Source organism: Streptomyces murinus, from assembly GCF_002154555.1.
Lineage (GTDB): Bacteria > Actinomycetota > Actinomycetes > Streptomycetales > Streptomycetaceae > Streptomyces > Streptomyces murinus.
In genome coordinates this window covers 1-14,569 of record NZ_MUNF01000507.1, presented here as the reverse complement: position 1 = coordinate 14,569, position 14,569 = coordinate 1, and the positions used below count along the sequence as shown (strand labels likewise).

The 14,569-nt window shown below is 68.7% G+C and carries 8 protein-coding genes and 1 pseudogene; 5 read left to right on the top strand and 4 right to left on the bottom strand.

The window, feature by feature from the left end:
• The first annotated feature begins 688 nt into the window (after window positions 1-688).
• From CCN72_RS27995 to CCN72_RS27985, 3 genes and pseudogenes are all read left to right on the top strand, one after another.
• The gene (locus tag CCN72_RS27995) at window positions 689-1,807 is read left to right on the top strand and encodes an IS630 family transposase (RefSeq protein ID WP_086810648.1); all 1,119 of its coding nucleotides are present in this window, start codon (window positions 689-691) and stop codon (window positions 1,805-1,807) included.
• A gap of 31 nt (window positions 1,808-1,838) precedes the next feature.
• Window positions 1,839-2,159: a MafI family immunity protein gene (locus CCN72_RS27990; RefSeq protein ID WP_086810646.1), complete on the top strand. Its 321-nt coding sequence runs from the start codon at window positions 1,839-1,841 to the stop codon at window positions 2,157-2,159.
• 32 nt (window positions 2,160-2,191) lie between these two features.
• Window positions 2,192-3,248: pseudogene (locus tag CCN72_RS27985) on the top strand (tyrosine-type recombinase/integrase); the annotation flags it as partial.
• A gap of 78 nt (window positions 3,249-3,326) precedes the next feature.
• Here the strand turns inward: CCN72_RS27985 and CCN72_RS27980 are convergent.
• A complete protein-coding gene (locus tag CCN72_RS27980) occupies window positions 3,327-3,815 on the bottom strand; it encodes a hypothetical protein (protein WP_086810644.1) in 489 nt (162 codons plus the stop codon).
• A 26-nt stretch (window positions 3,816-3,841) separates the two neighbouring features.
• Window positions 3,842-8,524: a polymorphic toxin-type HINT domain-containing protein gene (locus CCN72_RS27975; RefSeq protein ID WP_341868897.1), complete on the bottom strand. Its 4,683-nt coding sequence runs from the start codon at window positions 8,522-8,524 to the stop codon at window positions 3,842-3,844.
• 376 nt (window positions 8,525-8,900) lie between these two features.
• Here CCN72_RS27975 and CCN72_RS27970 point away from each other — a divergent pair, with 376 nt between their 5' ends.
• Together CCN72_RS27970 and CCN72_RS27965 are read left to right on the top strand one after the other, a co-directional pair.
• Window positions 8,901-9,824 (top strand): LLM class F420-dependent oxidoreductase, encoded by a 924-nt coding sequence (locus CCN72_RS27970; protein ID WP_086810640.1) that lies wholly within the window; start codon window positions 8,901-8,903, stop codon window positions 9,822-9,824.
• A gap of 100 nt (window positions 9,825-9,924) precedes the next feature.
• Window positions 9,925-10,749: a DUF1684 domain-containing protein gene (locus CCN72_RS27965; RefSeq protein WP_086810638.1), complete on the top strand. Its 825-nt coding sequence runs from the start codon at window positions 9,925-9,927 to the stop codon at window positions 10,747-10,749.
• A 75-nt stretch (window positions 10,750-10,824) separates the two neighbouring features.
• Here CCN72_RS27965 and CCN72_RS27960 read toward each other — a convergent pair whose 3' ends face one another.
• A complete protein-coding gene (locus CCN72_RS27960) occupies window positions 10,825-12,504 on the bottom strand; it encodes an ABC transporter family substrate-binding protein (protein WP_208638118.1) in 1,680 nt (559 codons plus the stop codon).
• A gap of 62 nt (window positions 12,505-12,566) precedes the next feature.
• A partial coding sequence (locus CCN72_RS27955) for a dipeptide ABC transporter ATP-binding protein (protein WP_107430170.1) occupies window positions 12,567-14,569 on the bottom strand: 2,003 nt, incomplete at its 5' end.

Here is a 14,569-nt window from a genome sequence, read left to right as displayed (position 1 = left end):
CTGCGCCTGCGCCTGCGCCTGACGAAGCACCCACGCCCGAGCCCTCGATACCCACCCCTGTCGCTGCCTCCCCGGTCGAGAAGCAAGAATCGTCTCCGGCTCCAGACGTCGTTCCACCCGTCACCGGCGCCAAGACGGCCCGACCCGCCTCCAGCCCGGCCCTGCCTGCCGCCTTGCTGGACGCGGCCCGGCGCATCTCGGACACCCACCGCGCCGAGCACGGAACCCCCGATCACCGCCGCCCATCTGGGCACGCGCATGGGCATCGCCCTGCCGGTGGCCACGGCCGCACTCGCTCAGCTCGGAGCCCCGGCCCTCACCGGCTGCATCTCCTCGCTAAATCCACGCCCGCCCCGGGGCCTGGTTCGCCATGCCCCGAATGGTCACCCTGGACCTGCGCCGCGCGGCAAGCCCCGCCGTACGGGACCTGCTCCACCTCGTCAACCACCCCGACTTCGACTTGAACAGGAAGCCGCCGCCTGATGACCACGCCGCGCCCCGCCTCATCTCGCCGCATCCGCTCCCGCGCCAACGGCGACGGAACCATCTACCAGCGCAAGGACGACCGTTGGGAAGCCGCCGGATACGTGCTGGCCNNTGCTAGTGCTCTGACCGGGAAGGTTGGCCGGGTTGGTGATTCCGGCGGTTGGATGTCCTGAGACGTCCGTCCGACTGCTGGGGGTGTGGGGTGGCTGAGCCTGTCCGTGTACGCAGGCTGACTGACCAGGAGGGGCAGAAATTGCAGCAGATCCTGCGCCGGGGCAACACCAGTTCGGTGAGCTATCGGCGCGCGATGATGTTGCTTGCCTCGGCCGGCGGCAACCGGGTCCCGGTGATCGCGAAGCTGGTGCAGGCCGACGAGGACACCGTCCGGGATGTGATCCACCGGTTCAACGAGATCGGGCTGGCCTGCCTGGACCCTCGATGGGCGGGAGGCCGTCCCCGCCTGCTCAACCGTGACGACGAGGATTTCGTCGTCCAGACGGCCACCACCCGCCCGACCAAGCTCGGCCAGCCCTTCGCCCGCTGGTCCGTCCGTAAACTCGCCGCCTACCTGCGCCGCGTTCACGGCCGCGTCATCCGGATCGGCCGCGAGGCGTTACGGTGCCTGCTCGCCCGCCGCGGCGTCACCTTCCAGCGGACCAAGACATGGAAGGAGTCGCCCGACCCCGAGCGCGACGCCAAGCTGGACCGCATTGAGGACGTGCTGGAGCGTTACCCGGACCGTGTATTTGCGTTTGACGAGTTCGGGCCGCTCGGCATCCGGCCCACCGGCGGGTCGTGCTGGGCCGAGCAAGGTCGGCCCGAGCGGCATCCCGCGACTTACCACCGCACTCACGGGGTGCGGTACTTCCATGGTTGCTACTCGATCGGCGACGACACCCTGTGGGGCGTCAACCGGCGCAAGAAGGGCACCGCGACCACCCTGGCCGCGCTGAAATCGATCCGCGACGCCCGCCCGGACGGCGCCCCGATCTACGTCATCCTGGACAACCTGTCCGCCCACAAAGGCGCCGACATCCGCCGCTGGGCGAAGAGACACAAGGTCAAGCTGTGCTTCACCCCCACCTACGCCTCCTGGGCGAACCCGATCGAGGCCCACTTCGGACCGCTGCGGCAGTTCACCGTCGCCAACTCCGACCACCGCAACCACACCGCGCAGACGCGCGCCCTGCACGCCTACCTGCGCTGGCGCAACAAGAACGCCCGCCATCCCGACGTGCCGGCCGCCCAACGACGCGAACGCGCCCGCATCCGCAGCGAGAAGGGCATCCGCTGGGGCGGGCGAGCAGCGAAAGCCGCGTGACCATACCAACGGCACCGGCGACACTGACGCCATGACCGTTGATCGCGAGGCACTTCAGACCAGCTGGAACCGGACCCGTAACCACCTCGACGCCGCTCGGGGCCACCTGACGGGCCTGGCGAACATCGACCTCTCGACGACGCTTGAGTTCCTGGAGCACAACGAGCTGGGACTGGCCTTCGACTGTCTCGTCGATCTCGGTGCCGATCTCGACCTGCCGCTCATCTTCTGGCAGCACCTCGACCGGGCAGCTCGTGAAATGCGGCTCTACAGCGACACGCTGCATACACCCCACCTCACGGCTGCCGACCTCTGCCGCCGCCACCTCGCAGCTGCCTCCGAGCAGGAGTGACCCCCGCTAACCCGGTAAACCTTCCCGGTCAGAGCACTAGCAACCTCGGTTTGCCCGTCGCGGCGGCCGACAGCACGGTGAGCGCCTACTTCACGTACTGGCTGGACGGCGTCGCCGTTCACTGCCTGCGGGAGAACACTCACACCCGCTACGCCGCTTCCATCCGCCTCCACCTCAATCCCGGCCTCGGTACGAAGAAGCTCGTCCGGCTCACCACCCGTGACGTCCGCACCTTCCTCGACGGACTCCGCACCACCTGCCAGTGCTGTGCCCAGGAACGGGACGCTGTTCGGCGGTCCTGCTGCGCCATCGGGCAGTGCTGTGAGAAGCGGCTGTCGCCGCTGACCGTGACATACGTCCACGCCGTCCTCAAGTCCGCCCTTGAGCACGCAGTCCGCGAGGACGAACTGCCGCGCAACGTCGCCCGGAACGTCAAGACGGCCGCGCCCCGCCCCCAGACGCTTCCAGCCCCTCACCGCCGCCGAAGCCCGGTTGCTCCTCCAGGCAGCCGACGACGACCGTCTCCACGCCCTGTACGAACTCGCCCTACGCACCGGACTCCGCAAGGGCGAACTCCTCGGCCTCCACTGGGAAAACCTCGATATCGGCCGCGGCACCGCCACCATCCACCGCTCCCTCCAGCGCACCCGAAGCCAGGGTCTGACCGTCCTGAACACCAAGACCCTGGCCTCCGAGCGCCGCATCGCCCTCCCCACCGAGTGCATCAGCTCTCTCAAGACCCATCAGGAACGGCAGCAGGAAGAGCGCCAGGCGGCCGGAACGGGCTGGACGGACAACGGCCTCGTCTTCACCACCCCGAAGGGCAGGCCACTCGACCCCACCAACCTCACCCGCCGCTTCCGCCGCCTCCTCCGCAGCGCAGGACTCCGGACCATCCGCTTCCACGATCTCCGGCACTCGACCGCCACCCTGCTCCTGGAACAGGGCGTCGATCTCGTCGTGATCAAGGAACTTCTCGGCCACGCCCACATCGGCGTCACCGCCGGCGTCTACGCCCACGTACGCCTCCGCCTCCAGCGCCAGGCCATCGACACCCTCGACCCACCCACCGCAACCGTCGTCCGCTGACGTTGCCGTCACCGTTGCCGTCAAACGGCACAGGGGCCCCGCTGGAACATTCCAGCGGGGCCCCTGTGATTTCACCCTCTATTCGCCTGGCATCGAGTCCAGCCATTCCGGTGAGAACCGCTGAACTACTGGGTTATCGACCAGCCCGGGGATATTCACTGTCAGACGAGCATGCGCCTCTCGCAGGAAGTCGACGAAAGCACCAACGAGCTCTTCCTGTTCCACAGAGACCTGCCACTGATGCTTCGATGACGTAATTGCGACTAGATCAGTCTCGCGTCGCAAGCGGATTACTTCATCATCTTCCGTGAAGCCGATCGCCGTATCTTCTCCTGCCGAGAGACGGCTCAATGCGTGGCAAAGAGACAGGGCTAGATCGACGAGGGTCACATGCCCCTCGCTGGAGATGATCTCAACCTCGTCAACCGCAAGGTCGACAGTCACCCCGAAATACTTGTAGCAGAGGTCCATCTCGCTGATGGTTGCCGGGTTGACCTGGAAGGCCCTGTCCCAGGTGTCACGCCAGGGCGACCCTGCATTCGGGACCTTGAAGGAGAAGTGAATCACGAATTCCTCAGCTCGCCGTTGCTCATCTAGAACGGGAACGCCGTCACGACTTTACCGTCGTTCACGACGACACGGATGCCTGTCAACTCTCCCCCGCCATTCCCTGGCCCTGCCCTTCCGACAGGAACACCGAAGTCCCACTCATATATCTGACCGGCGCGCGGCCTACCGGTTTCAGGGTCCGGAGTGTTCGGCCTTGGCGTCCCTCGGTTGATAGTCTCCGCTATTCGCCCGCGAACGTGCTTGGCCTTACCTGTGAAAATTCCAGACTTGTCGTCTACTTTTGCGCCGCCAGGCCGGTGCCGATCCAGGATGTGCTGCCAGTCTCCATTTTCCAGAGCTGCGGTTCCACACAGGCCATTCGAATTGTGCACCAGCACTGGCGTCTCGCCCGCCAGCACATAGTACGTATGGACGTCGTCGACGGTGAGGTCATACGTCCGCTTGCGCTTGGTGTAGTGGGCGACCGCCGTGATCTGGACGTGGGTGCCGGCGCTGGTGCGCAGATGCCGGCCGGGCTTGAGGGTGCCGGCGTCGACCCAGTCCTTGAGTTCGGGGACCCAGAAGGGGTGGGTGTCCGTGGCTGTGATGGTGGATTCCCCGCCGCCCTCGGTGGCGATCGTGAGGGTGGTGAAGTGCTTGTCGTCCTCGGTGGTGATGGTGGCGACGACCTTCTTCGTCACCGTCTTTCCACTTTCGGGATCGGTGGCTTGGACGACGTCGTCCGTTTTCACATCCTCGATAGCCTTGGTGCTTCCGTCAGCGAGGAGGACCGTGGTGCCGGGCAGGAAGCTGTGCTTGGGACTGACGAGACATGAAGTGCCCGCCTTCTCGGCCTTCTTGATGCCGAAGACGTCCTCTACCGCCTCGTCCACTTTCTTCAGCTTGCCGAGTTTCGCCAGCTTGAGCGGCTTGGCCACGGGGATGTCCCCCAGCGCCGACGCACAGTCCATGCTGAAACCGGGGTCGTTGACGCAGCCCTTCCAGGCCGCGTAGTCGAAGACGAGAGAGGCTGCGATCCTGGCGATCTTTTTCTCAGGGGTGAAGTTGTAGGGCTTGTACACGATCAGCTTGCCGGTGGCCGGTAGATCGCTGCCCGTTGTCACTACGCTGTGAAGATCCCCTGAGGAGTCGTACGAATAGCTTGAGTACTTCTCCTTGTGGACCCAGGTGCCGTCGCTCTTCGGCGCCATCCAGTCCTGGTAGGTGTCGCCGCCGTCTGTCTTGCAACCGGTCTCGCAGTACGTGACGGGTCGGAGGCCATCGGGGTCGGCGTAGGTGAGAGGGCTTCCGTTGGCGTAGCTGTAGCCGTTGAGGGACTGCGGGTCGGTGGGGTCGAGGATGGGGTCGACGCTGAGGAACCGGCCTGTCGTGGGGTCGTATTCGCGGGCGCCGAGGTGGGTGAGTCCGGTGGTCTTGGTGTCGTCGGTGCCGCCCACGAAGCCCTTGGTGCCGGGCCAGGTGGCCGGCTCGGTGCCCCTGGTGCCACCGAAGGGCAGGGTGCGGCGCTGGGTGAGCTTCTGGGTGGCGGAGTCGACCGCGAGTTGGGCGGTTCCGTGGTGGTCGGCGAGGGTGAAGGAGACCGTGCCGTCGTCGGTCTGGACGGCCGTCTGCCCGCCGCCGAGGTCGTAGTAGCGGGTGGCCTTGGGTGTGGTGGATCCCTTGGCGAGGGTGATCTCGGTGGCGCCGAGGTAGAGGGTGGTCTCGGTGGGGGTGCGGGCGATGAGGCGGTTGCCGTCGGCGTCGTAGAGGTACTCGGTGGTGGTGGCGGTGTCGCCCGCGCCGGGTTCGGTCACCTTGGCCAGGTGGCCTTCCGCGTCCCAGCCGTTGGTCCTGGTGGTACCGCTCAGTGTGCGGGTGGTGCTGTTGCCGGTCTCGTCGTAGCCGTAGCTGTCCTTCGCGGTTCCGGTGGGGCCGGTGGTCGTGATGGAGGACACGGCGTGCGGATGGGGGCTGCCCGCTTCGGGGTAGTCGTAGGTGCGCTCGGTGTCCTTGCCGGAGTCTCCCGTGGTGTCGTGCAGCGTCTCAGTGGTGCGGTCGCCGACCAGGTCGTAGCCGTAGGACGACCAGTAGGGGGCCGGACCGCCGAGCACGCTGCCGCTGGGGGTCGCGGCGCAGCCGGTGGTGTTCTGGGTCCAGGCCTCGGTGAGACGGGCGAGGTAGTCGTAGGCGAAGCACTGGGTGTCGGCCCCGTCGCGGGAGACGTCGGAGACGGACCGGACGTTGCCGGCCTCGTCGTAGTGGTAGGTGCTGTTCTGGTCGACTCCGGCGACGTCCTCGCGGTCGATCCGTGAGGACTCCAGGCGCTGGGTGCCCCACTCGTAGGTGTCGGTGACCCAGGCCTTCTTGCCACCGCTCTTGGACAGCTCGTACTGGGACGGCTTGCCGGTGAGGTAGTAGCTGGTGGTGGCCTTGATGCCCTGGCTGCTGCTCACCGAGGCCGGCCACAGGGTGGCGTCCTGGTAGGTGTAGCTCACGGTCGCCGCGGACAGGGAGCCTGCCTTCGGGTAGCCGATGCCCTGCACCGTGCCCGAGGAGTTGTACGTGGTCGCCGTCAGATAGTCGCCCTTGAGGGCCCCTTCGGCTGCGGGGATGGAGAGGGAGGTGCGCAGTGGGCGGTAGAGGCGGTCGTAGGCGACGACCTTGGTGGTGTAGGCGTTCCCATGGTCGTAGCGGGTGGACTGTGCCAGCCGGCCCTTGGCGTTGGTGATGGTGTCGTACGTCCAGGAGGCGCGCAGCGTACCGGTGGCCGAGCCCTCGCGCAGTTCGGTCTGGCGGCCGAGGTTGTCGTAACCGTGCCACAGGGCGGGGCTGTCCGGCCGGGCGTCCTTGGTCGTGGTCAGTTGGCCACGGTCGTCGTACGTACTGGTGGTCTTGCCCTTGTCCGGGTCGGTGGTCTCCTTCTGCCGGCCAAGCAGGTCGTACGTGTACGTCCAGACGCTGCCTGCCGGGTCGGTGAGCCTGCTGAGCTCTCCGCGCGGTGTGTACTTGTACCGCGTGGTGTCGTACGCGCTGCTCGCACTGGGCGTGTGGTGCTGGCGCAGCTCGGTGGTCCGGCCGCGGGCGTCGACGAGCGTGGTGGTGGCGGTGCCGCCGGTGGGCGGGATGACCGTGGTGCGGTCGCCGCCGTAGCTCGTCGTGGTGGTGGCCAGTACGGGGCCGCCGTCGCCGTTGCCCGCCGTCTGCTTCGCTTCGGTCTGGCGGCCCAGGCCGTCGTATGTGTAGCGGTTCTGGGTCTCCACGCTCAGGGCGTCGGCGGGTTTCAGCAGGACGGCGCTGGGTGCGTCGGTCGTGTAGTAGGTCGCGAACTCCTTGGAGACCAGGCCGCGTTCGTCGTAGAAGGTGTCGGCCAGCAGGCGTCCGCCGTCCGGGCCGGGGTCCTGGGTCTGGCGGGGGCGCAGGAAGCCGTCGTAGAGGGTGTACGACGTGCGCTGGGCGCTGTTGTTGCCGAGCGTCTTGGTGCCCACGACGACCGGCTGGTTCTCGGCGACCGTGTAGGTGAACTGGTAGTTGGGTGTCTGGCCGGTGAGGGTGTCGGGCAGCCACACCTTGGTGGAACGGCCCAGCGCGTCGTAGGCGAAGTTGGTGGCGTTGCCGTTGGTGTCGGTCTGGGTCAGCGGCAGCCCCCGCAGGACGTCCTGCGTCGTGGTCGTGGTCTGCGCGGTGCTCGCGTCGCCGGCCTTGGCCGGGGGCGTGGTCACCTTCACCGTGGTGACGAGTCCGGTGGCGGGGGTGCGCTCGGTCGTGGTGGTACGGCCGTCCTTGCGTTCGGTCCGCGTGATCGCCCCGGCTGCGGTGACCTTCACGTCGGCGGTCAGATCGGTGCCGGTCAGTTGGCGGCCGTAGGAGTCGAAGGTGGCGCCGGACTCCAGGTAGACCGCGGTGGTGCCGTCGTAGTCCTTGAGCTCCGCGGTCGCGGTGGCGTCGCCCTTGGTCGGGGCCGTGTCATAGGCGCCGCCGTCGTAGGCGGTACGCGCGTCGGACATCACGTCGTCGGGGCGGGTGACCTGCGCGTCGCACGCCTTGGACACCGTCTCGACGCGGGACGTCAGGGTGAGGATGCTGCCACTGGTGCCGGTCGCGTAGGTGGTGCGGGTGCACTGGTCGTCGTCGGGAGTGCTGTCGTCGCCGAAGTCGTCGGCCTGTGTGATGCGTCCCGCGACCGTGTCGTAGGTGTTGGCGGCGGACATGGTGCGCCACTTGACGCCGGCGCCGTCGTCGAGCGAGGTCCAGCTCTTGACGCGGGCGGTGCCGGTGAAGTTGGCGGTGACGGTGCCCCAGTCGCGGGTCTTCTTCGCCGTCTCGTGGTGCCAGGGCCGCTTGACCGTCTTGGCGAGGATCTTGCCGTCGGGGCCCGAGTAGCTGACGGTCTTGTAGGCGAAGCCCGCCGCCGGCTCCTCGTCGGTGATCGGGTCGCCTTCGCCGTCGCCCAGCGCGACGGTCACGGATCTGGTGCCGCCGGAGGGGCCCTTGCGATCCCCGTCCATGCCGCGCAGGAAGTACGTGTCCGCCTGCATCTTCATCGCCGAGGGCCCGCCCTGGCCGCCGGTCCGCACACGGACCTGTCCGTAGCCGCGCCACTGCGACCAGGTCTTGAACTTCTCCTTGGTCAGGCCGTCGTCATCGTCGTAGTGCCAGGCCGCGCCGCCCAGATACTGGTAGCCGGTGACCTGGTCCGGCGCCCCGCCCGTGCGGTCGGTCGAGGTCACGGAGGTGACCACGTACTTGTTGAACCACTGGAGCTCGGGATCGTCCGAGGAACTGCCGCCGGTGTACTGCGGGAAGCAACGTGTGGTGTTGCTCTCGGCAGTGGGCAGTGCGCCGAAGTCGCAGGCCGGGTCCGAGTAGTTGACGTCGATCTGGCCGCCGGCCTCGTCGGCGACGGTGGACAGGCGGTCCTTGACGAAGGGCGCGTAGCCGTCGCCGGTCTTGTCGAGCCGGTTGACCAGCTGGGTGTACGCGAACGTCGTCTTCGGCAGAGTGATCGACGGGGTGGCGGTGTGCCCGGTGTGCTGGATGGAGTCGACATGAAGCTGTCACACATGACCCGGAATGACCGCCCCGTGGGCGTTCGTTTTCATTGGTATGACTGTTGGAGTAGCACTCAACGCGAAGGACGCGCCCAACGAGGTCGACGCCACTGTTCGGCTGGCGCGGGAGGCGGCGGATGCCGGGCTGCGGTCCGCTTGGTTCGGGCAGACCTTCGGCGCGGATTCGCCGCAGCTCGCGGCGATCGTCGGGCGGGAGGTGCCCGGGCTGCACGTGGGCACCTCCGCGATTCCCGTCTTCGGCCGGCATCCGCTGATCGTCTCCAGCCAGGCCCTGACCGCCCAGGCCGCGACGCACGGCCGGTACCACCTCGGTCTGGCCCTGGGCACCAAGTTGCTGACGGAGACCGGCTTCGGGCTGCCCTTCGAGCGGCCCATCGCCCGGCTGCGGGAATTCCTCACCGTCCTGCGGCAGTTGACGCGGACCGGCGCGGCCGACTTCCACGGTGAGCTGCTCACCGCGACCACTCCGGTCCCGGCGCGGGTCGCGGGTGCCGAGGGCGGTGTGCCCCTGCTGGTCGCCGCGATGGGGCCGCAGGCGCTGCGGGCCAGCGGCGAGTTGGCGGACGGGATCCTGCCGTATCTGGCGGGGCCGCGCGCGCTGGCCGAGCACATCGTGCCCGCCGTGACCGCCGCCGCCGAGAACGCGGGGCGCCCCGCGCCCAGGGTCGTGGCCCTGGTGCCCGGCGTCGTCACGGACGACGTGGACTCGGTGCGGGCCACGCTGGCCGAGAGCCTCGCGTTCTACGAGCAGTTCCCGTCCTATGCCCGGGCCATCGAGCTCTCCGGCGGCCGCCGGGCCGTCGACCTGGCCGTGATCGGCGACGAGAAGACGGTCGCGGCCGAGGTGCGGCGCTATCGCGACGCCGGCGCCACCGAGGTCGTGTTCTCCCTCACCGAGATCGCGGGGGACGCCGATCGCCGCCGCACCTGGACACTCCTCGGCCAACTGGCCGGATGAAAGCCCGGATGACCGGGCAGCCGGGCAGCCGGGCAGCCGGATGACAGACGCTGCGCGTTCGCGCAGGCACCCGTAACACCCGTGCACTGAGGAGAGATTCATGACCACTCAAACCACCACGGCAGACCCCCGGGACTTCACCGACGACTGGCGGCGCTGGTACCGCGCCCATGAGGCCAGGCTCGCCGACCCGCACGGGTTCCTGGCCATCACCGGCCTGCACTGGCTCGACGACCGGCCGCGGCGCTTCCCCGACGCGCCGGGTGCGTGGCGCAGCGACAGGGACGGAGTAGTCGTACTTCTCGATGAGAAAGAGGAACTCGTCATCGGCGGAAAGCCGGTGCGGGGCGAGTACCGCTTCGGGGTGCTCGCCGAGCGCGGTGGTGTCGACGCGGTCTGGGGCGACGCCGTCATCGAGGTCGCCAAGCGGGGCGGCCATGACATCGTGCGCCCCCGGCACCCGGACGCGCCGCTGCGCACCGCCTTCGCCGGAACGCCCGCCTACTCCCCCGACCCACGCTGGGCCGTGACCGGCCGGTACGTCCCCTTCGGTGAGCCGCGGCCGACCACCGTGGGCGCGGCCGTCGAGGGCCTTGAGCATGTGTACGACGCTCCGGGCAGGATCGAGTTCGAGCTGGGCGGGCGTGAGTTCGCCCTGACGGCCTTCCCCGGGCACGGGGCCGGCCGGCTGATGGTGCTGTTCACCGACGCGACCTCCGGGGTCACCACCTACGCGGCCAACCGGGTGCTGACCGTGGAGCCGCCCGCCGCCGACGGCACGGTCCTCCTGGACTTCAACCGCGCGGCGAACCTGCCGTGCGCGTACACGGATCTGGCCACCTGCCCGCTGCCGCCGGCCGAGAACCGGCTGCCGGTGGCGATCGAGGCGGGGCTGAAGATCCCCCGCGAGCGCGGCGGATCGTAGAGCGGATGGTGAAAAAGGCCGCTCCGCCGGAAGGCGGAGCGGCCCGCGCGCGCTACGGCGCCGTCCCGCGCGTGGTCACTTCTGCCAACCCACCGTCTCCGGGAGCGGGTTGTAGAAGATGGTCGCGCCGACGTTGGCGAGGCCCTTCTTCACGCCATAGGTCGAGGGGCCGCTGAACAGCGGGAGGAAGGCGTACTGCCGCAGCGCCTCGCGCTCGACCTGGTTGGCCGCCGCGGCCTGCTGGCCGAGGTCGGCGATCTCGGTGGTGGCGCGGATCTTCTTGTCCAGTGCGGGCGTGCCCGCGCCGGTGATGTTGGAGTCGCGGTCGGAGCAGTAGAAGTCGCACAGGTAGCGGGCGCCGAACGGGTCCATCGAGCGGTTGCCCGACAGGAACAGGTCGAACTTGCGGTCGCTGAGGATCTTGGAGAAGTCCGACTCGTCGGCCTTCCTGATGTCGAGGCGGATGCCGACCGGCTTCAGCATCGCCGCGAAGGCGCCCGCGGTCGCCTTGTCCAGCGGGTCGTCGCCGAGGAGTGTGTAGCCGACTTCGAGCTTCTTGCCGTCCTTGGCGCGTATGCCGTCGCTCCCGGGCTTCCAGCCGGCCGCGTCGAGTGCCTTCTTCGCGTCGTCCGGGGCGTACTTCAGTACGGCCGAGACGTTGTCCTGGTAGCCCTTCTGGAAGCTGTAGAGGATGGCGGAGCCGGGCAGCGGCTCCTTGTAGTCCAGGCCCTGGAACTGGATCTTCGCGATCTGGGAGCGGTCGACGCTCTCCTCGATGGCCTTGCGCACGGTGGGGTCGGCGAGGAGGGGGGACTTGGAGTTCAGGTAGAGCGAGTACTCGAAGGGGCTGCCGCCGCTGCGGATCTCCGTGCCCGGGAGTCCCTTGATCTGCTTGAGGCTCTCGGCGTCGACCGCGGAGACGTTGTCGACCTGCCCGTTCTTGAAGGCGTTGACCGCGGCGGTCGACTCCAGGTTGACGTAGATGCGCTTGTCGAGCTTGCCCTTCTTGCCCCACCACTTCGGGTTGCGGACGAAGGTGATGTCACCCGAGTGGGTGTCCCAGCTGCCGACCGTGTACGGCCCGGCGCCCCACTCCGGATGCGCCTTCTTGACGTACGCCTTGTTGAAGTTCTCGACCGTCGCGGCCTTGGGGTGCAGGAAGGTGGTGAAGAGGCTCGACCAGGAGGGGTACACCCCCTTGAAGGTGATGACGGCCTGCTTGGCGTTCTTGCCCTTCTCGACCGAGGTGATCTGGTCGTAGCCGTCCGTGGAGGAGGCGGCGTACGCCTTGTCGGAACCGTTGTCGGCCTTCCAGGTGGCCTCGATCGCGGTCCAGTCGATGGGGGTGCCGTCGTTGAAGACGGCCTTGGGGTTGATGGTGAGCGTGACCTTCTGGTTGCCGCCCGCCACGGAGACCTTCACATCGCTGAAGTAGTCCGGGTTGTACTGCACTTCGCCGGTCGGCGAGTAGGTGATCGCGTCGGCGTTGTACCAGGACCAGACGCGGGACGCCGTCAGCGTGGCATTGACGTTGAACGGATTGCCCTGGTCGTCGAAGGTCCCGACCGAGGTGTATGTGCCGCCGTCCTTGATCCGGTCGTACGGCGTCGGGTCGTAGTCGGCGACGGACGACGCGGCCTTGGGGGTGTTCTTCGTGTCCGATCCGGCGGAGTCCTTCCCCGAGGACTGGCACGCGGTGGCGGTGACGGCGATGGCGGCGATCAGGGCGACGGGCAGGGCCAGTCTGGTACGCATGGTGGAGGGTTCCTTCGGAAATCGGGGAGATCAGGAAGATCGGGGAGGTCGGCGCCGGGGGTTCAGACGCCGTGGCAGGCGTACTGGTGGCCGGGAAGTCCGGACGCCGCGATGAGGGCGGGGGGTTGTGTACGGCAGCGGTGCCGCAGTTCCTCGTCGGCGAGGCGGTACAGCGGGCAGCGGTCGACGAAGGCGCACCCCTCGGGCAGGCGCGCGGCGCTGGGCTGTTCGCCCTCCAGGACGACGCGTTCGCGGGCGCGTTCGCGCTCCGGGTCGGGTATCGGGATCGCCGACAGCAGCGCCCGGGTGTAAGGGTGCTTCGGATCGGCGAAGATCGCCTCGGTGTCCCCGGTCTCCACGATGTGCCCCAGGTACATCACGGCGATGCGATCGGAGATGTACCGGATCACCGCCAGATCGTGGGCGACCACGAGGTAGGCGAGGCCGAGTTCCCGCTTGAGCCGCGCCAGCAGGTTGATCACCCCGGCCTGTACCGAGACGTCCAGCGCGGACAGCGGTTCGTCGAGCGCGAGCAGCTTGGGCTCTGTCGCCAACGCGCGGGCGATGCCGACCCGTTGGCGCTGGCCGCCGGAGAGCGCGGCCGGGAAGCGGTCGCTCACCGCGTCGTCCAGGCCCACCAGGGCCAGCAGTTCGCGGACGCGTGCGCGGATCGACTCGCGATCGCGGCCGATCGCCCGCAGGGGCTCGGCCAGCAGATGGAAGACGGGCAGCCGGGGGTCCAGCGCTCCCAGGGGGTCCTGCATGACGATCTGTACGTCCTGCCGCAGCTCGCGTGCCCGCGCGCCGGAGGTGATCGTGCCGACGTCGACGCCGGAGATCTCGATGCGGCCGCCTTCGGGCCGGGTGAGCCGCAGAATCTCCATCAGCGTGGTGGTCTTGCCGCTGCCGGACTCGCCCACCAGGCCGAGCGTCTCACCGGCGCGCAGTTCGAAGCCGACCCCGTTGACGGCGCGCAGCGTGCCGACCCGGCGCTTGAGGAGGGCGCCCTTGGTGACCGGGAACGTCTTGACGAGGTCCGAGACGCGAAGCACCACCTCGCCGGTGCCGGCGGGATACGCGGGCGCCGGTGGGTCGACGGGCGCGGCATCGCCCGCCGGGTCCAGGGAGCCGTCGGCGATCTCGGCGGCGCGCAGGCAGGCCACGTCCCCGTGCCCGGTGACATGGCTCAGCTCCGGTTCGCCGGAGCGGCACGCGTCGAGGGCGACGGCGCACCGGGGTGCGAAGGGGCAGCCGTCCGGGAGGCCCACCAGGGCGGGCGGTTCGCCGCCGATCGGGACCAGGGGGCGCCGGGCGCCGCCGTCCACGGTCGGTACGGCGGCCAGCAGGCGCGCGGTGTACGGCATCGTCGGCCGGCGGAAGAGTTCCTGGACGCCGGCGTGTTCCACGAAGCGGCCCGCGTACATGACGGCGACATCGTCCGCGTGGCCGGCGACGACCCCGAGATCGTGGGTGATCAGGACGAGTCCGGCGCCGGTCTCCCGCTGCGCGAGCCGCAGTACGTCGAGGATCTGGGCCTGCACGGTGACGTCGAGCGCGGTGGTGGGTTCGTCGGCCACCAGCACGGACGGGCGGTTGGCGATGGCCATGGCGATGACCACGCGCTGGCGCATGCCGCCGGAGAACTCGTGCGGGAAGGCGGTGGCCCGGCCGCGCGGGTCGGGGATGCCCACGAGATCGAGCAGTTGTACGGCTTGCTCCCAGGCGTCCCGTTTCGTCAGGTCCTGGTGGACCCGCAGGGCGTCGGAGAGCAGCCGGCCCACCGAGAAGATCGGGGTGAGGGCGGACAGCGGGTCCTGGAAGACCATGCCGATGGAGTTGCCGCGGATCTTGGACAGGGCGCGGTCGTCGAGGCCGATCAGGTCCTGTCCCCCGAGCAGCACCTGGCCGCGCAGGTCGGCGGTGGGCGGCAGCAGCCCCATGATGCCCATCGCGGTGGCGGACTTGCCCGAGCCGGACTCGCCGACGATGCACAGGGTGCGGCCGGGCAGCAGGTCGAAGTCCACGCCGCGCACCGCCTCGACGGTGCCCGCCTCGGAGGGGAAGG